Origin of the sequence: Streptomyces sp. NPDC007872 (assembly GCF_042868165.1) — a bacterium.
Classification (GTDB): domain Bacteria; phylum Actinomycetota; class Actinomycetes; order Streptomycetales; family Streptomycetaceae; genus Streptomyces.
The window spans coordinates 140,718-159,563 of sequence record NZ_JBIAEA010000009.1; the positions used below are offsets into that span (position 1 = coordinate 140,718).

Sequence of the window (18,846 nt, forward strand, 5' to 3'; positions counted from 1 at the left end):
TCACCCCGCCACCTTCACGGTCGTGGTCGCGCCCCAGAGGGCCAGCGACAGGAAGAAGTCGGTGACGCTGATCAGCACGATGGCGTTGCGCACGGAGCGGCCGACGGCGATGCCGACGCCGGCGGGGCCGCCGGAGGCGCGGAAGCCGTAGTAGCAGTGGGCGATGATCACCATCACGCTGAAGACCAGCACCTTGAGCACCGACAGGAGGACGTCCGTCGGTGACAGGAAGAGGTTGAAGTAGTGGTCGTAGGTCCCCGCCGACTGTCCGTTGAAGAGGACCGTGATGTAACGGGAGGCCAGGTAGGAGGAGAGCAGGCCGATCGCGTAGAGCGGGACGATGGCGACGACGCCGGCGATGATGCGGGTGGTGACCAGGTACGGCATGGAGCGGATGCCCATGCCTTCGAGGGCGTCGACCTCCTCGTTGATGCGCATGGCGCCGAGCTGGGCGGTGAAGCCGGCGCCGACGGTGGCGGAGAGGGCGAGTCCGGCGACGAGCGGGGCGATCTCCCGGGTGTTGAAGTAGGCGGAGACGAAGCCGGTGAAGGCGGCGGTGCCGATCTGTTCGAGGGCCGCGTGGCCCTGGAGGCCGACGACGGTGCCGGTGAAGAGGGTCATCGCGACCATCACGCCGATGGTGCCGCCGATGACGCCGAGGCCGCCGGAGCCGAAGGCGACCTCGGCGAGCAGCCGCTGCACCTCCTTGAGGTAGCGGCGCAGGGTTCGCGGGATCCAGAGCAGGGCCCGGACGTAGAACAGGAGCTGGTCGCCGGAGCGGTCGAGCCAGACGAACGGGGAGGCCATCGGCCTCAGCCTCCCTTCGGCGGGACGATCTGCAGGTAGATGCCCGTCAGCACCATGTTCACGAAGAACAGCAGCAGGAAGGTGATGACGACGGACTGGTTGACGGCGTCGCCGACGCCCTTGGGGCCGCCGCGGGGGTTGAGCCCCCGGTAGGCGGCGACGATGCCCGCGATGAACCCGAAGATCAGGGCCTTGAGTTCGCTGATGTAGAGGTCGGGCAGTTGGGCGAGGGCGGAGAAGCTGGCGAGGTAGGCGCCGGGGGTGCCGTCCTGGAGGACGATGTTGAAGAAGTAGCCGCCCAGGGTGCCGACGACGGAGACCATGCCGTTGAGGAGGACGGCGACCGCCATGGTGGCGAGGACGCGCGGGACGACCAGGCGCTGGACGGGCGAGACGCCCATGACCTCCATGGCGTCGAGCTCCTCGCGGATCGTGCGGGAGCCGAGGTCGGCGCAGATGGCGGAGCCGCCGGCGCCGGCGATCAGGAGGGCGACGATGAGGGGGCTGGCCTGCTGGATGACGGCGAGGACGCTGGCGCCGCCGGTGAAGGACTGGGCGCCGAGCTGCTGGGTGAGCGAGCCGACCTGGAGGGCGATCACGGCGCCGAAGGGGATCGAGACGAGCGCGGCCGGCAGGATGGTGACGCTCGCGACGAACCAGAACTGCTCGATGAACTCCCGGAACTGGAAGGGGCGCCGGAAGACGGCCCTGCTCACCTCGGCGGCGAGGGCGAAGAGGCGGCCGGTCTGCCGCAGCGCGCCGGTGATCACGCGCCGCTCCCGGCGGCCGGCATGCGCAGGGTGGGCGCCACGGCGGTCCGCGCGTAGGTGTCCTCGATGGCGGCGCGGGCGGCGGGCGGCAGCCGGTCGAGCATGCCGAGGACCCGTTCCCTGCGCCGTGCGACGGCGGCGCGGGGCGGCAGGCCGGGCGAGGGCTCCAACTGCGGGACGATGACGCGGGGCGCGTGGGCGCGTGCGCCCCCGGCGCTGTCGGCCTCGGCGGCGAGGGTGGCGGCGTCCTTCTCCTCGGACATGCCGATGGGCCCTTCGCGGCGCCCCGCGAGGAACTGGGTGACGACCGGTTCGTCGCTGGTGAGGAGGACTTCGCGGGGGCCGAAGGTGACCAGGTTGCGCCGGAAGAACATCCCCATGTTGTCGGGGACGGTGGCGGCGATGTCCAGGTTGTGGGTGACGATGAGCATCGTCGCGTCGATCCGCGCGTTGAGGTCGATGAGCAACTGGGACAGGTAGGCGGTGCGGACGGGGTCGAGCCCGGAGTCCGGTTCGTCGCACAGGACGATCTGCGGGTCGAGGACGAGGGCGCGGGCGAGGCCGGCGCGCTTGCGCATGCCGCCGCTGATCTCGCCCGGCAGCTTCCCCTCGGCGCCGAGGAGGCCGACGAGTTCGATGCGCTCCATGACGGTGCGCCGGATCTCCGACTCCCGCTTGCGGGTGTGCTCGCGCAGCGGGAAGGCGATGTTGTCGAAGAGGGTCATGGAGCCGAAGAGGGCCCCGTCCTGGAACATGAGGCCGAAGAGCTTGCGGGTCTCGTAGATGTCGCGCTCGGGGCTGCTGACCATGTCGACCCCGTTGATGAGGACACGGCCCCGCTGGGGTTTCAGCAGTCCGATGAGCGATTTCAGGAAGACCGTCTTGCCGGTTCCGGAAGGGCCGAGCATCACGCTCACCTCTCCGGCCGGCAATGTCAGCGTCACGTCCTGCCAGATGTTCTGCTTGCCGAAGGACATGGTCAGACCCTCAACGACTACTTCGATTCCCATACCACCTCCAGCAGGCGCGAGTCGGGTGTGCACCGCGGGCGCACGTTAAGTCGGTGCGGATCACCGGGACAATAGGCGCGTCGCCGCGATCCTTGATCCATTGCCGTTCTTGTCACCGCGGAGACAAAGACCGGACCGGTTCTTGTCTCCGCCGAGATACAGCGGGCATCGCTTCTCCTCAGGGCCCGGCGGGCGGGTCTCCGTCGGCGGAGCCGCACCCCGTTGCGGTGCTCGGTCCGGCCCGTGGGTGCGCGCCGACCTGCGACTGAGCGCCGCCCGGGGAACGTTACGGCCGAGTAACCTCCCGGGGCAATACCGGGTTCCGAGTTTTCGGAAGACGGGGAAGAACGGCCGGATATTTGTCATCGGGGAAACAGAGCCACCCCTCGACTTGTCATCCGGAAGAGCGAATACACGCCTCTTCGGGGCCCCTGGGGCCGCTGCGGAGCGGCTTGATCCCACCCCTCGACCGATCGATCATAATTGTCGACATTGCGCACCCCGGAACCAAGGCGATTCCCGTTACCGCTCACCCACTTGACAGGCAATGGAACGAGTTCAAAGAATCATGGACTTCGCCATTGTTCAGCTAAGTTTCCCGCAAGTAACGTCAGGTTTCGCAGCCGGGGAATCCCGTGCCGCCGGCCGCTCGTCCCCCTCCACCGCGGCCACCTCTGCTGGTCAATCCCCAAGGAGAGTCCCAGAGTCATGAAGAAGCCCATCAGAAAGCTCGCCGTCGTCGCCGGTGGCGCCTCCGCCGCGTTCGCCCTGGCGGTGTCCCCGGCCTCGGCCGTGCCGTCGACGGTCTGGACCGTCAGCCCGGCGCCGTCGCCCGTCGCCGCCTCCGCGACGAACAGCGGGAACATCGTCCTGAGCGTCAACGGCATCGCCATGACGTGTACGAAGTCGACCGCCACGGCCTCGATGTCCAGCGCCACGGGCAACCCGGCGACCGTCGCCTCCATCAGCGCCATCGCCTTCGGCGCCTCCGGCGCCCCCTGCACCAGCGTCCTGGGCAATGTGACCACCGTCGCGACCACCCCCTGGACCATCGTGGCGCAGGACTACACCGCCGGGACCGGGGTCACCAAGGGCTACGTCGGGAACGTCGACGCCAAGGTGACCGTGGGCGCCTGCGTCTTCCGCGTCACGGGCAAGGCGTCCGGCACGTACACCAACTCGACGGGCAAGCTCTCCGTCAACAGCCTCGCCGGCGAACTGACCGTCGTCTCGTCGACCGGTTGCGGCAGCGCCGTCCCGGTGGGCGCCAAGCCGACCTTCAAGGGCGACTACCTCGTCAAGAAGACGGGCACCACCGTCATCCCGACGATCGTCGGCTCCAACCCGTAAGGCGTTCCCTCCGTGTCCGCCCGGCCGGTGACCCCGGCCGGGCGGGCGCGGGCTGTCCGCGCGTCCCACCGCCCTTCCCCTCCGCTCCCGCGCGGGGGCGACGACCACCGAGGAGAGTCCCGCACCGTGAAGGAACCGATCAGGAAGTGCGGCGTCGCCGCCGGAGCGGCTGCGGCCGCGTTCGTCCTCGCGGCGGCCCCTGCCTCGGCGGCTCCCTCGACCGTCTGGACCGTGGGTCCGTCACCGGTCGGCGTCTCCGCGACGAACAGCGCGAACGTCGTCATGCTGATCGAACTCGTCAAGGACAACGGCATCGCCGTGACGTGCTCGCGGTCGTCCTTCTCGGGCGGCCTGCGGAGCGCCACCGGCAACCCGGCCACCGTCGGCACCGTCGACTCCTTCGCGTTCGGCGCCCCCGGCGTGCCCTGCAGCAGCGTGCTCGGCACCGTGAGCTTCGCCCCCACCACCCCCTGGACCCTCGTCGCCCGGGACCACGACGCCTCCGCCGGCGTCACCAGGGGCCACCTCGGCGACGTCGACACCCGGGTCACCTGGGGCGCCTGCGTCTTCCGGGTCCGCGGGACGATACCCGTCACCTATACCAACGCGACGGGCAGGCTGAACCTCGCCGGCACGACCGGCGGTCTGACCGTCGTCTCGCAGACCAACTGCGGTGAGGCCGCCCCGGTCGGCGCCAGTCTAATCGTCAAGGCCGACTACCTGCTCAAGAAGACGGGCACCGCCACTGTCCCGACGATCGTCGGCTCCCACCCGTAAGGGCGCGGCTTCCCGCCTTCGCGGGCCGGCCGCGCCCCGCGCCGGCCCCTCCTCCCGTCGGCACCCAACGACCCGAGCGGAGCACCCAGATGAGAGGCCCCGGGCCCACCACCCGATCCCCCCGCGTCCGCGTCCACGCGCGCGGCGCGACGGTCGCCGCGTTCGTGGCGCTCGCCCCCCTGCTCCCGGCCTCGGCCGTCGCCGTGGGGACGCTGAAGGTCGACACCGCGCTGCCCTACGTCTGCACCCTGCCTTCGGGACAGCAGGCCGCGACGGTACGGATCACGGCGGCCTTCCCCGAAAGGGCGGCCGTGGGCGAGGAGATACGCCCCACCGACGTCACCACGACGGTGGAACTCCCCGCCGGGGCCGTGGCCGACCTCACCGCGCTCAAGGCCGCCGCCGTACGGGCGGAGACGCGGCTCGCGGTCGGCGTGGCCCAGAACGAAAAGCGCGCGGAGGCCACGTGGAGCGGTACGTCGCAGCCCGTCGCCGTGCCCGCCGAAGGACCCCTCGTGCTCACCACGACCGGGGACGTCCCCTCCCTGACGACCGACGTCCCCGGCGATCTGACCCTCGTCGCCGGGGCGTTCGCCGTCGACCTCGCCCCGAGCACGGCCGACGGTGCGGCCACCATCCCCGCGTCCCTCTCCGTCACCTGCGCCCCCGGCCCGGACGCCGGGGAGCGCATGCGGCTCGTCACCCTCCCGGTCGGCGCGGACGCCCCCACCACGGAACCGACACCCCCTCCCACGTCATCGGCCGTCCCTTCGCCGTCCGCCCCCTCGTCCGGTCCGCCCGCGCCGTCGCTCCCGGCGGACCGGACGGCCCCGACGAAGCCGGAGACCACGAACGGGACGAGCGGAGCCCCGAAGGGTCCGCGGGTCGGCCGGCGGACGGACGAGAGCGCGACGGCGGCCGACGGGAACGCGTCCCCCACACCGGCGACCCGGCCGGCGGCGCCCCCCTGCCTGACCGAGAATCCGACGCCCATGTCGCTGTCCGCCTACGTCACCGGCTACACCAACGTGCGGAAACTGAAAGGCGCCTCGCTCCTCCCGCTGTCCTGCATGCTGATCGAACAGGGCCTCTCGGGGGAGCCGCCCCACCCCGCCCCACCGGGCGAGATCAACTTCTTCGTCCCGTCGACGGCCAACCTGTCCTACCAGGGGCGCAAACAGACCCCGCCCTTCACCTCCACCTTCCTGACCTTCGACTTCCAGCCGGTCACGGCGACCATGGTCCTGGAACAGACCGGTCCCATCACGGTCGAAGCGCTCCTGCGCATCTTCCTGTCGGACTTCTCGAACTTCACGGAGACCGTGGTCCGGGCACCGCTCGTCCTGCGCGTCCTCGACGTCAAGGTCAACGGCGTCGAACTGGACGTGGGCCCCTCCTGCCGTACGGCGCAGCCGCTCACCTCCACCGATCCCGACCCCGCCCGGCACCCGGGGAAGCACCTGGTGCTCCTGGGGAAGGGACAACTCGTCAACGGCACCGACGCCGTCGGCTACCTGGTCTCCAGTGGCGGCCCGCTCACCGGCGAGACGACCATTCCCGCCTTCGAGGGCTGTGGTGCCGACGGAGAGGACCTCGACCGGCTGCTCACCGCCTCCATCTCCGGTCCCGGCAACTACGTGAAGCAGATCCAGGGCCAGACCTGTGCCGTCGACCCCAACGCCTGGAACCCGCTCGAGTGCACCGAGGACTCCCAGCCCCTCGTCATCCCCAAGCCCGAGCGCTGACCCGCCCCGCCCCGTTCCCCTTCCGCCAGAAAGGCCTCCGCCATGCCCCTCGTCCCCGCCCGTACGAAACTGGCCACCGTCTCCGCCCTCACCGCCCTCGGCGCCTTCGCCTCCATGGGCACGGCGACCGCCGCCGTCCCCGAACTGAACGGCGGCTGGGCCCCGTCCACCCGCTGCCCCGTCGACGCCCCGGCGATGCTCGCCACCGACGGCCTCGACAGGACGCCGCAGTGCGTCGCCTCCTTCTCGCTCAGCGGCTCCATCAAGCTGGGCAAGACGACCGTGAACACCGGGAAGACCAACCTCCAGATCGGTGCCATCCAGAACGCCGACGGCACCAGCACGGTCGTCGCCCCGCCCTCCGGCGCGATCATCGCCGACTCCGCCACCGTTCCCGGCGGCCTGCTCGGCCTGATGTGTCCGAGCGACATCCCGTTCATCTCCGGCATCTGCAAGCAGTTGACCGACGGGAAGCTCAACAAGATCACCGCCACCCTGGAGTCGGTCGGCACCCCCTCGGACTTCGACCAGATCGCGGGCGTCCTCACCGACCAGCCGATCGTCACGCTCCCGGTCCGGATCCACCTGGAGAACCCGTTCCTCGGCAGCAACTGCTACATCGGGACCAAGGAGAAGCCGATCCTCCTGCGCCCGCGCAACTTCACCGCGCCCGAGTTCGGCCTCGACCGCTTCAGCGCCGACGGCACCCCGAACGAGGAGGGCGACATCAGCCGCATCAACCTCCTCGGCTCCACCCAGGGCGACAACACCTTCGCCGTCCCCGGCGCCAGCGGCTGCGGCCTCGGGCTGCTCGGCCTGATCGACGGCGCGGTCAACCTCAAGACGGGCCTGCCCTCCCCCGCCGGGAAGAACAGCCTCGTCCTCAACAACACCCAGACCTATCTGACCGGCCTGTACGCGCCCGGGGTCGTCGCCCCCGACGCCGGGAAGGTCTTCTCCCAGAGCTGGCACTCCGCCGTCAAGTAACGGCCACCCAGGGGCGATTACCGGCCTAGTCGGCGGTGCTCGCCCTCCCGGGGACGCCAACTCCTGCGCAAGTTGTGTACAGCGACGAGCAGGTGTCCTAGCTTCAGCAGTTCCCGCAGGTACGCACCTGACGGCCGTGGCGGCGCCCCGTACTCCGGGCGGGGCGCCGCACCGCCGTTCCCCCACCGGTCGCGCAGAAGAGCAAAGGGATCGGTCCATGCCCGCTATCGCACAGCCGCCGAGCGTCGGTGAGCCCCTCGACCCGCTCCCCCGGGAGTTCGCCGATCTGATGAGGCCGGAGATCCCCGGGCTCATCAAGGAGATCGGGGTGGAGGTCCAGCGGACCTACCCCGTGTACGCCCACCTCTTCAACGGGCCCCACTCGGACGCGATCCGCCAGGGCGTGGAGCAGGCCCTGGCGGCCTTCGTGGACCGGGTCGCCGACCCCGGGACGAACTCGGCCGTCCGCGACGAACTGCTGCGCAAGTTCGGCCGGGTGGAGGCCTACGAGGGCCGCGACCTGGACACCCTGCAGGGCGCCTACCGTCTCGGCGCCCGCATCGCGCTGCGCCGGGCCAAGAGCATCGGGCGCACGTACAACCTCTCCCCCACCCTCATCCTGGCCTTCGCGGACGCCCTCTTCGCCTACGTCGAGGAGCTGGAGGCGCTCTCCCGCGAGGGGTACGTCATGGTCCAGGGGCGCGCGATGTCGGACACGGCGGCGCTGCGCAGACAGCTCCTCCACCTCGTCCTCGCCGGTCCGCCGCTGCCCCGGACGACCATCGCCGAGCTGTGCCGGGAGTCCTCCTGGGAACTGCCCTCCGAGTGCACCATGGTCGCGTTACGGGCCCCGGTCGCCGAACTCGTCCAGGCCGGCCTCGACCGGGACGTCCTCGCCGACCTCAGCCTTCCCCAGCCGCACCTGCTCATCCCCGGTCCGCTCACCGCCGAGCGCCTCGCGATGCTCGAATCGGCCCTGGCCGGCACCCCCGCCGTCGTCGGTCTGACCGTGCCGCCGCCGCAGGCCGCCCACTCCATCCGCTGGGCGCGGCGCGTCCTCCAGCTCGTCGACGACGGCGTCGTGCCGGACGCGCCCCTGGTGCGCTGCGAGGACCACCTGACAACGTTGTGGCTGCTCTCCGACCCGGCGCTCGTCCACCACCTCGCCGCGCGCGAACTGGCCCCGCTCGACGCGCTGTCCGGCAGCCGGCGCGACCGGCTGATCGAGACCCTGCGCGTCCACGTCTCCACCCGGGCCCCGGCCGAGCAGGTCGGCGAGATGCTGGGCGTGCACGCCCAGACGGTCCGCTACCGCCTGCGGAACCTGGACAGCCACTTCGGCGACCGGCTCCTCGACCCCGACCACCGCTTCGCCCTCGAAGCGGTGCTGCGCTCGCTGCACCTCCACGACGGGAAGCGGAAGGACTGAGTCCGGGCGGGATCGCCTTCGTACGACCACCATGTGATCGGATGGCGGTCATGAACGATCGGACCCTGTACCTGTTCAGCAGTGCCGCCTCCCCCGTCTTCGACGTCGCACGGGTCGTCGAGGAGGCGCAGGCCGACAACTGGGACGTGTGCCTCGGCCTCACGCCGACGGCCGCCCGCTGGCTCGCCGGCTCCCTCGACGGCCTCGCCGCCCTCACCGGGCACCCTGTGCGCTGGGACCACCGGCTGCCCGGCGAGCCGGCCGTGTGGCCGGAGCCGGACGCGATCGTGGTGGCGCCGGCCACCTTCAACACGGTCAACCGGTGGGCGCTCGGGCTCACGGACACGTGGCTCGTCGCGGTGGCGGCCGAGGGCATGGGGAAGCGGGTCCCCATGGCGGTGATGCCGTGCGTGAACTCCGCGTACGCCGCGCACCCCCGGTTCGACCTGTCCCTGGACATCCTGCGCGGCGCCGGCGTGCGGGTCCTGTACGGCGAGGGAGGGTTCGTGCCGCACGAGCCGGGCCAGGGGGATCCGGCGGCCTACCCGTGGCGGACCGCCCTGGACGCGGTCGGGGACGTGGTCCGGCCGTTCTGACGCGTCCGCCCCGCGCCCCGGGAGGGGGTGCGGGGCGGACGCGCGCCGCGGCGACCTGACTTACTTGGCGATCGTCCGGCTGATGACCAGGCGCTGGATCTCGCTGGTGCCCTCGAAGATGGTGTAGATGGCGGCATCCCTGTGCATGCGCTCCACCGGGTACTCGCGGGTGTAGCCGTTGCCGCCGAGGATCTGGATGGCCTGGGCGGTGACCTCCTTGGCGACCTCGCTGGCGTACAGCTTGGACATGGAGCCCTCGGCCGAGGTGAAGGGCTTGCCGGCGGTCGCCATCCAGGAGGCGCGCCAGACCAGGAGGCGGGCCGCGTCGATCCGGGTGGCCATGTCGGCGAGCTGGAAGGCGACGCCCTGGTTCTCGATGATCGGGCGGCCGAACTGGACGCGGGTCTTCGCGTAGTCGAGGGCCACCTCGTACGCGGCGCGGGCGGTGCCGACGGCCATGGCGCCGACGGCGGGGCGGGAGGCCTCGAAGGTGGCCATCGCGGCGTTCTTCACGCGCTCGCCGCCCGCCTTGGCCTTCTCGCGGGCGCGGGCGAGGCGTTCGTCGAGCTTGTCCTTGCCGCCCAGGAGGCAGTGGCCGGGGATCCGGACGTCCTCCAGGACGACCTCGGCGGTGTGGGAGGCGCGGATGCCGTGCTTCTGGAACTTCTGGCCCTGGGAGAGGCCGGGGGTGTTCGGCGGCACGATGAAGGAGGCGTGGCCCTTGGAGCCGAGCTCCGGGTCGACGACGGCGACGACGACGTGGACGTTGGCGATGCCGCCGTTGGTCGCCCAGGTCTTGGTGCCGTTGAGGACCCACTCGTCCTTGGCCCCGTCGTAGACGGCCCGGGTGCGCATGGAGGCGACGTCCGAGCCGGCGTCGGGCTCGGAGGAGCAGAAGGCGGCGACCTTGACGTCGTTGGCGTCGCCGTACATCTGCGGGACCCAGGTGCCGATCTGCTCCTCGGTGCCGTTGGCGAGGACGCCGACGGCGGCGAGGCCGGTGCCGACGATGGAGAGGGCGATGCCCGCGTCGCCCCAGAAGAGCTCCTCCATCGTCATGGGGATGCCGAGGCCGGTCGGGTCGAAGAACTGCTGGGCGTAGAAGTCGAGGGAGTAGATTCCGAGCTTGGCCGCCTCCTGGATGATCGGCCAGGGGGTCTCCTCACGCTCGTCCCACTCGGCGGCCGCGGGACGCATGACGTCGGCCGCGAAGCCGTGGAGCCAGTCGCGCACCTGCTTCTGGTCCTCGTTGAGTTCGAACGTGAACTCGCCCATTTTCCCTCCCAGCAGTATGTTACTTGCGGTAACAGCAGTCTGTTACCGCCGGGTAGGGGCTGTCAACCTGCGCGGAGGCGGCCCGGCCCGACCGGCACCGGGGCCGGACCGGGTGTTACGTTGCGACGGCCCGACACACACAGCACGCAGCACCGCCGGACCGTCGGGCGCGGAACGGCGGGACCGAGACCGTACGGCCGGGGAGACAGGCACATGGACATCGCGCACCGGACCACCGACCGGCAGACGCCCGCCGAGCAGCGGCGGCGCGAACTGCTGGAGGCGGCGGACCGGGTGGTGCTCCGGGACGGCCCCAAGGCGTCCATGAACGCGATCGCGGCCGAGGCCGGCATCACCAAGCCGATCCTCTACCGCCACTTCGGCGACAAGGGCGGCCTCTACCGCGCCCTCGCCACCCGGCACACCGACGCGCTCCTCGACGCGCTGCGGGCCGCGCTCGACGCCCCCGCCGACCGGCGCCGCCGGGTCGAGTCCACCCTCGACACCTACCTCGCCTCGATCGAGGCGATGCCGCAGGTCTACCGCTTCCTCATGCACCCCGCCGAGGAGTCCCACCAGACCGAGCAGGGCTTCGACGTCGGCCGCCACTCGGCCCCGCTCCTTCGCCGCATGGGCGAGGAGCTCGGCCAGGTCATCGCCGAACGCGTCGACCTGGGGCCCGCCGCCGAGGCCCAGGCCCGGATCTGGGGCCACGGCATCGTCGGCATGATGCACGCGGCCGGCGACTGGTGGCTCGGCGAACGCCCCTGCTCCCGCGCCGAGCTCGTCCGCAGCCTGGCCGACCTCCTCTGGGGCCGCCTGGCCGAGGCCGACGACCGCGCGGACGGGCCGGGCTTCTAGCGAGGATCCCCGCGCGCTTCCGGAAAGGGTCCCCGCGCACTTCCGGAGAGGGTCTCGCGCACGCGGGGGAACCCCTCAGCCCTCCAGGGCCGAGACCCCGCCGCCCCACGGCTGCTTGCGGACCGCCCGCAGCAGACGTGATCTGCGCCACCCCGTGACGTGGTCCGCGTAGACCCCGCCCGCCAGGTGGTCGGCCTCGTGCTGGAGGCAGCGGGCGAAGAACCCGGTGCCCTCGACCCGCACCGGCGCCCCGTCCAGGTCCACGCCCTCCACCACCGCGCGGTCGAACCGGGGCGTCGGGGCCTCCAGGCCCGGCAGGGAGAGACACCCTTCCGGCCCCCTGACCACGTCTCCGTCCGCCTCCACCAGGCGCGGGTTCACCACGTGCCCCAGGTGGCGGACCTCCTCGTCGTCGGGGCAGTCGTAGACGAAGACCCGCAGGCCCACGCCCACCTGGTTCGCCGCCAGGCCCACCCCGTTCGCCGCGTACATCGTGGCGAACATGTCCTCGACGAGCCGGGCCAGTTGGGGTCCGAAGTCGGTGACGGGCTCGCAGGTCGCGTGCAGCACGGGGTCGCCGAGCAGGGTCATCGCTCGGACCAGGCCGGAACTGCCGGGGATGGGGCGGTTTCGCATGCCGGTAAGGGTACGGTCCGCCGTGACCTGCCTGTTTCGTACGATCGCTCGGCGGTGCCGCTGTTCGGGCTCCTGGCCGGATCTCGATAGGCTGAGCCCGGACCGACGCGAGGAGGAACAAGAACGATGTCAGGACACCCCGGTAATCCAGAGCCGCTGTCGCCGCGCGCCAAGCTGGCCGTGACGGCGGGCAGGGCCGCGGCCGCGGTGTCGCGGGCGGCGGGACGCGGCAGCGGATCGGTGATCGGCGGCCGGGTGGCGCTCAAGCTCGACCCCGACCTCCTCGGACGCCTCGCCCAGCACCTGGACGTCGTCCTGGTGTCGGCGACCAACGGCAAGACGACCACGACCCGGCTGATCGCGGAGGCGCTGCGCGCCGCGGGCCCCGTGGTCTCGAACGCCCTGGGCGCGAACATGCCCGCGGGCATCACCTCGGCGCTCGCCGGCGGCTCGGACTCCCGGTACGGCGTGATCGAGGTCGACGAGAAGTACCTCGCGGGCGTCGCCCGGGACACCACGCCCAAGGCGATCGCGCTGCTCAACCTCTCCCGCGACCAGCTCGACCGCGCCGCCGAGACCCGGATGCTCGCCGAGAAGTGGCGCGAGGGCCTCAGCGGCACCAAGGCCGTGGTCATCGCCAACGCCGACGACCCGCTGATCGTGTGGGCCGCCTCCTCCTCCCCCAACGTGGTGTGGGTCGCCGCGGGCCAGGAGTGGAAGGACGACGCCTGGTCCTGCCCCGCCTGCGGCGGCGTCATGCAGCGCCCCGGCGACGACTGGTTCTGCGGCGAGTGCGGCTTCCGGCGCCCCGCGCCGAGCTGGGCGCTCAGCGGTGACCACGTGCTCGACCCGCACGGGTCGGCCTGGCCGATCCGCCTCCAGCTCCCCGGCCGCGCCAACAAGGCGAACGCCACCACCTCGGCCGCCGTCGCCGCCGTCTTCGGGGTGCCGCCGCAGGTGGCCCTGGAGCGCATGTACCAGGTGCAGGCCGTCGCCGGCCGCTACGACGTGGTCTCCTTCCAGAACCGCGACCTGCGGCTGCTCCTCGCGAAGAACCCGGCCGGCTGGCTGGAGACGTTCTCGCTCATCGACGGCCCGCCGGCCCCGGTGATCCTCTCCGTCAACGCGCGCGGCGCCGACGGCACGGACACCTCCTGGCTGTGGGACGTCGACTACGGCCGGCTCGCCGGCCACCCGATCATGGTGATCGGCGACCGCCGGCTCGACCTGGCGGTCCGCCTGGAGGTCGCGGGCGTGGACTTCCGCGTCTGCGACACCCTCGACGAGGCCGTCACGATGGCCCCGCCCGGGCAGATCGAGCTGATCGCCAACTACACCGCCTTCCAGGACGTCCGCCGCCGCGTCGGCAACTGACCCGTAGAGGACATGCAGCATGAGTGACAGCAGCCTGCGCCTGGTCTGGGTCTACCCGGACCTGCTCAGCACCTACGGCGACCAGGGCAACGCCCTCGTCGTCGAGCGCCGCGCCCTCCAGCGCGGTCTCAGCGTCGAGCGCGTCGACGTCCGCAGCGACCAGCCGGTGCCGACCTCGGGCGACATCTACCTGATCGGCGGCGGCGAGGACCGCCCGCAGCGGCTCGCGGCCGAGCGGCTGCGGCGGGACGGCGGCCTGAGCCGGGCCGCCTCCAACGGCGCGATCATCTTCTCGGTCTGCGCCGGCTACCAGATCCTGGGCCACGAGTTCATCAACGACCTCGGCGAGCGCGAGGCCGGCCTCGGGCTCATCGACGTGATCTCGACCCGCGGCGAGGGCGAGCGGTGCGTCGGCGACGTCCTCGCGGACATCGACCCGCGCCTGGGCCTGCCCCAGCTCACCGGGTTCGAGAACCACCAGGGCATCACCCACCTCGGCCCGACGGCCCGGCCGTTCGCCCGGACCGTCCTCGGCAAGGGCAACGGCACCGGCGACGGCACCGAGGGCGCGTACAACGACACCGTCTTCGGCACGTACATGCACGGCCCCGTCATGGCCCGCAACCCGCAGATCGCGGACCTGCTCCTGAAGCTGGCCCTCGACGTGAACGCGCTGCCGCCGACGGACGACCGCTGGTACGAGGCGCTGCGCGCCGAGCGCATCGCGGCGGCCACGCAGCCCGCCTGACCGTCCCGCACGGTCCGTCCGCACCTCTCGTACGCACGTGCGCTGTCCACGGTGCGGACATCCGGTTCGGCCCCGCCACCCCGCGGCGATAGGGTGGCGGGGATCCAGCCGGACGACGTGGTCCGGGAGTCGGCCCACGTTGCAAAGGTTTTCGGGCTATGCGCATTGGCGTGCTCACCTCCGGCGGAGACTGCCCCGGTCTGAACGCTGTCATCCGGTCCGTCGTACACCGCGCCGTGGTGGACCACGGCGACGAGGTCATCGGCTTCCACGACGGGTGGAAGGGCCTCCTGGAGTGCGACTACCGCAAGCTGGACCTCGACGCGGTGGGCGGCATCCTCGCCCGCGGCGGCACCATCCTCGGCTCCTCCCGGGTCCAGCCCGCCCATCTGGTCGACGGCGTCGAGCGCGCCCGGGGCCACGTCGCGGACCTCGGCCTGGACGCCATCATCCCGATCGGCGGCGAGGGCACCCTGAAGGCGGCGAACCTGCTCTCCGAGGCGGGCCTCCCGATCGTCGGCGTCCCGAAGACCATCGACAACGACATCGCCTCCACCGACGTCACCTTCGGCTTCGACACGGCCGTCACCGTGGCGACCGAGGCCCTCGACCGGCTGAAGACCACCGCCGAGTCCCACCAGCGGGTCCTGGTCGTCGAGGTCATGGGCCGCCACACCGGCTGGATAGCGCTGCACTCCGGCATGGCGGCCGGCGCGCACGCCGTCGTCGTCCCGGAGCGCCCCTTCGACATGGACGAGCTGACCGCCCGGGTCGGCGCCCGCTTCGAGGACGGCAAGCGCTTCGCGATCGTGGTGGTCGCGGAGGGCGCGAAGCCGCGCGAGGGCTCGATGGAGTTCAAGACCGCCGGCACCGACATCTACGGCCACGAGCGCTTCACCGGCGTCGCCAACCAGCTCTCCGTGGAGCTGGAGCGACGGCTCGGCAAGGAGGCCCGCCCGGTCATCCTCGGCCACGTCCAGCGCGGCGGGACCCCGACCGCGTACGACCGCGTCCTCGCGACCCGCTTCGGCTGGCACGCGGTGGAGGCGGCGCACCGCGGCGAGTTCGGCATGCTGACCGCGCTGCGCGGCACGGACATCACGATGGTCCCGCTGGCGCGGGCCGTGGAGACCCTCAAGACCGTCCCGGCCGACCGCTACGCCGAGGCGGAGTGCGTGCTCTGACGGCTCCCGTGCGTGACCGTACGCCCTTCCGTACGTGACACCCGCCCCCGGTCGCCGCCGCGGCCGGGGGCGGTTCTAGTCTGGTGCGGACAACAAGCGCGAATCGGGCTCCAGGAGTGTACGGATGGATCACAGCGGGCACGGCATGACCACGGATCTGCCGCCGTTCACGCTGGGGCGGGGCCTGGAATTCTCTCCCGACCCCTTCTTCCTGATCGGCTGCCTCGCGGCGCTCGTCCTGTACGGGTGGGGCGTGGCGCGGCTGCGGCGGCGCGGGGACGCGTGGCCGGTGAGCCGGACGGCGTTCTTCACGGTCGGCGTCCTCACGGTCGCGCTCGTGATGTGCACCAAGCTGAACGACTACGGCATGGTCATGTTCAGCGTGCACATGGTGCAGCACATGGTGGTCTCCATGCTGTCGCCGATCCTGCTGCTGCTCGGCGCGCCGATGACGCTCGCGCTGCGGGCGCTGCCGGTGGCGGGCCGGGGCTCGACCGGGCCGCGCGAGCTGCTCCTGAAGCTGCTGCACAGCCGGTACATGAAGGTGGTCACGCACCCCGGCTTCACGATCCCGATGTTCATCGCGAGCCTGTACGCGCTGTACTTCACGCCCCTGTTCGACTTCCTGATGGGCTCGAAGCCCGGACACATCGGGATGATGGTCCACTTCCTGATGGTCGGCGTGGTGTTCTTCTGGCCGATCATGGGCGTGGACCCGGGCCCGCACCGGCCGGGGTACGTGATGCGGATGCTGGAACTGTTCGCGGGCATGCCGTTCCACGCCTTCTTCGGCATCGCGCTGATGATGGCCTCGGAGCCGATGGTCGGGACGTACGCGAGCCCGCCGGCCTCGCTGGGGATCGACGCGCTCACCGACCAGAACGCGGCGGGCGGCATCGCCTGGGCGTTCAGCGAGATCCCGTCCGTGCTGGTCCTCATCGCGCTCGTCTACCAGTGGTACCACTCCGAGCAGCGGCAGGCGGTCCGCAAGGACCGGGCCGCCGACCGGGACGGGGACAAGGAGCTGGAGGCGTACAACGCCTACCTGGCCTCGCTCCGGGCGCGGCAGAACTGACCCGGGGCGGTTTCCGGCGCACGCCGGAGCGTCCGGGGAGTAGCGCGCGCCCCCTCCGGCGGGTCACCATGGTCGGGACGGCTTCCGCGGCCTCGGTCGCCTGGTCGGGAGGAGGACGGACCCATGTCCGGTCCCACGAAGACGATGACGGTGCTCACCTGCGCCGCGCTGGTGCTCACGACGGCGTACACGGTGGCGCTCGGCAGCAGCGGCTGGCTCTGGTTCGGTCTGATGGTGCTGATCGTGGTGACGATCGGGGTCGCCGCCTCGGAGAGCGGGACGGCCGCCGCCGGTCCGCGCCGGCGCCCGCCGGAGCGCCCCGGCCCCATGGGCCCGATGGGTCCCACGGGCCTCTGACCCCTTTCGTACGCCCCCTCAGCGCGGCGCGAGGACGATCCAGACCTGCTCCGGGGCGAAGGCCAGGGGCGCGCCGTCCGGGGTGGTGAAGGACGTGCCGGACGCGGTGGAGGGCCGGGACCAGCGGGCCTCGTGGGCGCGCCCGTCGCGCAGGACGAGCGCGGTGCCCTCGCCGACGGTCTCGGTGTACGGGGAGACCGCGCCGGTCCGGTCGTGGAAGCCGGAGGGGCGGACGGTGACGCGCTGGACGACGACCGTCTCCGGGGTGAGCGGTCCGGTGTCGGTGGCGCGGGCCTCGCGGCCGTCCATGGCGACCCGCCAGGCGCGGTCGGCGGCGGACCAGGTGAAGGCGTAGCGGGCCGCCGGGTAGCGGACGGTCGAGGTGGTGGTCGGGGTGCCGTCCGGTGGGGCGGCCCCGAAGCGGAGGCCGATGTCCCCGGCGTCCCCGGCGTCCGGGGCGGCGGCGAGGGCGCGGGCGGGGCGCAGGTAGAGGTTGTGCGGGGCGGCCCGGTCCGGGGAGCGCAGGAAGGCGGCGGGCGCGGTGCTCTCGGTGACGGGGTACAGCGGCGCGGCCCGGAGCAGCGGGTTCAGGGCGGACTGCGCCCCGGAGTAGGCGAGGGCGGGCCGGCCGAAGGCGGCGAGCAGGGCGATGTCGGACTCGCGGGCGCTGCGGACGGGTCCGACGCGCCCGGGGAGGCGGGAGGAGTACACGGCCAGGAGCCGGGTGGTGCCGCCCTCGACCTGTTCGACGTAGACGAGGTCGGCCGCGCCGAGCCCGGTGTGGGGGCGGGCCGCCGCCACGTTGTCGATCTTGACGGCGAGGACGGGGGCGGGTCCGGCGGGGAGGCCCGTGAAGGGCGAGCGGCCGGCGGGCGCCGTGGTGCCGGAGGGCGGGTCCGGGGCGGCCGTGCCGGAGCAGCCGTACAGCCCGGCCGCCGTCAGCGCGCAGAGGAGCGCGGTGAGGATCCGGCCGGGGCGTCTCGTTCCGTTCGTTCCGTGCCCGTTCGTCATGGTGACGCTCCCCCACCAGTGGACCACGGGCCCGCGTGCGGATACAACGGGCGTGGCGGGAAGACGAACGGATGACAGAGAGACTGTCGCACGGGCGAACGGGGTCTCGGGTGTTCTACCAGTTGATGAAGTACGTGCTCCTCGGGCCGCTGCTCAAGCTGCTGTTCCGGCCGCGGATCGAGGGCCTCGAACACGTCCCGGCGGAGGGGGCCGCGATCGTGGCGGGCAACCACCTCTCCTTCTCCGACCACTTCCTGATGCCGGCCGTCCTGGACCGGCGGATCACCTTCCTGGCGAAGCAGGAGTACTTCACGGGGCCGGGCCTCAAGGGACGGCTCACGGCCGCCTTCTTCCGGGCCGCCGGGCAGATCCCGGTGGACCGCTCGGGCAAGGAGGCCGGGCAGGCGGCGATCCGCGAGGGCCTGTGCGTGCTCGACCGGGGCGAGTTGCTCGGCATCTATCCCGAGGGGACCCGTTCGCACGACGGGCGGCTCTACAAGGGCAAGGTGGGCGTGGCGGTGATGGCGCTGCGGGCCGGGGTGCCGGTGGTGCCCTGCGCGATGGTGGGGACCTTCGAGATCCAGCCGCCGGGGCGGGTCGTGCCGCGGATCCGCCGGGTCACCATCCGGTTCGGGGAGCCGATGGACTTCTCCCGGTTCGCCGGGCAGGAGGACCGGAAGGCGGTGGTCCGCGCGGTCACGGACGAGATCATGTACGAGATCCTGCGCCTGTCGGGACAGGAGTACGTGGACGAGTACGCGGCGGTGGTGAAGGCCGCGGAGGCCGGGGCCGGGAAGCCCGGCGGGGCGCCGGACGGAGAGCCGCGAAAGTTCCCCGGCGGGGAACGCTGAGGG

At 71.9% G+C, this 18,846-nt stretch carries 18 protein-coding genes and 1 pseudogene; 13 read left to right on the plus strand and 6 right to left on the minus strand.

The genetic code is table 11. From position 1 onward, the window contains the following. The 3 genes and pseudogenes from ACFYNX_RS28020 to ACFYNX_RS28030 all read right to left on the minus strand — a co-directional run bounded on the left by ACFYNX_RS28020 (position 1) and on the right by ACFYNX_RS28030 (position 2,587). Positions 1 to 807, minus strand: coding sequence for an ABC transporter permease (locus tag ACFYNX_RS28020; RefSeq protein WP_125667045.1), 807 nt, complete (start codon positions 805 to 807; stop codon positions 1 to 3). A 5-nt stretch (positions 808 to 812) separates the two neighbouring features. Continuing rightward, a pseudogene (locus tag ACFYNX_RS28025) lies at positions 813 to 1,665 on the minus strand (MlaE family ABC transporter permease); the annotation flags it as partial. After that, complete coding sequence (locus ACFYNX_RS28030; protein WP_388665258.1) at positions 1,574 to 2,587, minus strand: ABC transporter ATP-binding protein; 1,014 nt, start codon at positions 2,585 to 2,587, stop codon at positions 1,574 to 1,576. The pseudogene ACFYNX_RS28025 and the gene ACFYNX_RS28030, both read right to left, overlap by 92 nt. Before the next feature lie 708 nt (positions 2,588 to 3,295). Between ACFYNX_RS28030 and ACFYNX_RS28035 the strand changes: the two genes are divergently transcribed. The 6 genes from ACFYNX_RS28035 (at position 3,296) to ACFYNX_RS28060 (ending at position 9,471) form a co-directional block, all read left to right on the plus strand. Next, the gene (locus tag ACFYNX_RS28035) at positions 3,296 to 3,937 is read left to right on the plus strand and encodes a hypothetical protein (protein WP_365548269.1); all 642 of its coding nucleotides are present in this window, start codon (positions 3,296 to 3,298) and stop codon (positions 3,935 to 3,937) included. 126 nt (positions 3,938 to 4,063) lie between these two features. Further along, a complete protein-coding gene (locus ACFYNX_RS28040) occupies positions 4,064 to 4,714 on the plus strand; it encodes a hypothetical protein (protein WP_388665261.1) in 651 nt (216 codons plus the stop codon). Positions 4,715 to 4,803: 89 nt separating this feature from the next. After that, positions 4,804 to 6,459, plus strand: a complete 1,656-nt coding sequence (locus tag ACFYNX_RS28045) for a DUF6801 domain-containing protein (RefSeq protein WP_388665263.1) — start codon at positions 4,804 to 4,806, stop codon at positions 6,457 to 6,459. A 42-nt stretch (positions 6,460 to 6,501) separates the two neighbouring features. Continuing rightward, positions 6,502 to 7,446, plus strand: a complete 945-nt coding sequence (locus ACFYNX_RS28050; protein ID WP_365548278.1) for a hypothetical protein — start codon at positions 6,502 to 6,504, stop codon at positions 7,444 to 7,446. Positions 7,447 to 7,663: 217 nt separating this feature from the next. Next, the gene (locus tag ACFYNX_RS28055) at positions 7,664 to 8,875 is read left to right on the plus strand and encodes a helix-turn-helix domain-containing protein (protein ID WP_388665265.1); all 1,212 of its coding nucleotides are present in this window, start codon (positions 7,664 to 7,666) and stop codon (positions 8,873 to 8,875) included. A gap of 50 nt (positions 8,876 to 8,925) precedes the next feature. Beyond that, entirely contained in the window at positions 8,926 to 9,471 is a 546-nt protein-coding gene (locus ACFYNX_RS28060) for a flavoprotein (RefSeq protein ID WP_388665267.1), read from the plus strand. A gap of 60 nt (positions 9,472 to 9,531) precedes the next feature. Here the strand turns inward: ACFYNX_RS28060 and ACFYNX_RS28065 are convergent, their stop codons facing one another. Next, positions 9,532 to 10,746 (minus strand): acyl-CoA dehydrogenase family protein, encoded by a 1,215-nt coding sequence (locus tag ACFYNX_RS28065; protein ID WP_365548287.1) that lies wholly within the window; start codon positions 10,744 to 10,746, stop codon positions 9,532 to 9,534. Between the two features lie 213 nt (positions 10,747 to 10,959). Between ACFYNX_RS28065 and ACFYNX_RS28070 the strand changes: the two genes are divergently transcribed. Then, positions 10,960 to 11,607, plus strand: coding sequence for a TetR family transcriptional regulator (locus tag ACFYNX_RS28070; protein WP_125667133.1), 648 nt, complete (start codon positions 10,960 to 10,962; stop codon positions 11,605 to 11,607). Positions 11,608 to 11,682: 75 nt separating this feature from the next. On the opposite strand, the gene def is transcribed toward ACFYNX_RS28070, so the two are convergent. Then, on the minus strand, positions 11,683 to 12,243 hold the full coding sequence (def, locus tag ACFYNX_RS28075; protein ID WP_388665270.1) for a peptide deformylase: 561 nt from the start codon (positions 12,241 to 12,243) through the stop codon (positions 11,683 to 11,685). Positions 12,244 to 12,369: 126 nt separating this feature from the next. On the opposite strand from def, the gene ACFYNX_RS28080 reads away from it, so the two are divergent. The 5 genes from ACFYNX_RS28080 to ACFYNX_RS28100 all read left to right on the plus strand — a co-directional run bounded on the left by ACFYNX_RS28080 (position 12,370) and on the right by ACFYNX_RS28100 (position 16,981). Further along, entirely contained in the window at positions 12,370 to 13,617 is a 1,248-nt protein-coding gene (locus ACFYNX_RS28080) for a MurT ligase domain-containing protein (RefSeq protein ID WP_388665272.1), read from the plus strand. A 19-nt stretch (positions 13,618 to 13,636) separates the two neighbouring features. Continuing rightward, positions 13,637 to 14,365, plus strand: a complete 729-nt coding sequence (locus tag ACFYNX_RS28085; protein ID WP_125667136.1) for a type 1 glutamine amidotransferase — start codon at positions 13,637 to 13,639, stop codon at positions 14,363 to 14,365. Between the two features lie 158 nt (positions 14,366 to 14,523). Next, positions 14,524 to 15,549 carry a 6-phosphofructokinase gene (locus ACFYNX_RS28090; protein ID WP_125667137.1) on the plus strand — a complete coding sequence of 342 codons (1,026 nt, stop codon included), beginning with the start codon at positions 14,524 to 14,526 and terminating at the stop codon, positions 15,547 to 15,549. A 124-nt stretch (positions 15,550 to 15,673) separates the two neighbouring features. Continuing rightward, entirely contained in the window at positions 15,674 to 16,624 is a 951-nt protein-coding gene (locus ACFYNX_RS28095) for a cytochrome c oxidase assembly protein (protein ID WP_388665275.1), read from the plus strand. A gap of 123 nt (positions 16,625 to 16,747) precedes the next feature. After that, entirely contained in the window at positions 16,748 to 16,981 is a 234-nt protein-coding gene (locus ACFYNX_RS28100; protein WP_388665277.1) for a hypothetical protein, read from the plus strand. An 18-nt stretch (positions 16,982 to 16,999) separates the two neighbouring features. Here the strand turns inward: ACFYNX_RS28100 and ACFYNX_RS28105 are convergent, their stop codons facing one another. After that, positions 17,000 to 17,992, minus strand: a complete 993-nt coding sequence (locus tag ACFYNX_RS28105) for a DUF3048 domain-containing protein (protein ID WP_388665279.1) — start codon at positions 17,990 to 17,992, stop codon at positions 17,000 to 17,002. 110 nt (positions 17,993 to 18,102) lie between these two features. Here ACFYNX_RS28105 and ACFYNX_RS28110 point away from each other — a divergent pair, with 110 nt between their 5' ends. Then, a complete protein-coding gene (locus ACFYNX_RS28110; RefSeq protein ID WP_365548309.1) occupies positions 18,103 to 18,843 on the plus strand; it encodes a lysophospholipid acyltransferase family protein in 741 nt (246 codons plus the stop codon). Positions 18,844 to 18,846: the final 3 nt, after the last annotated feature.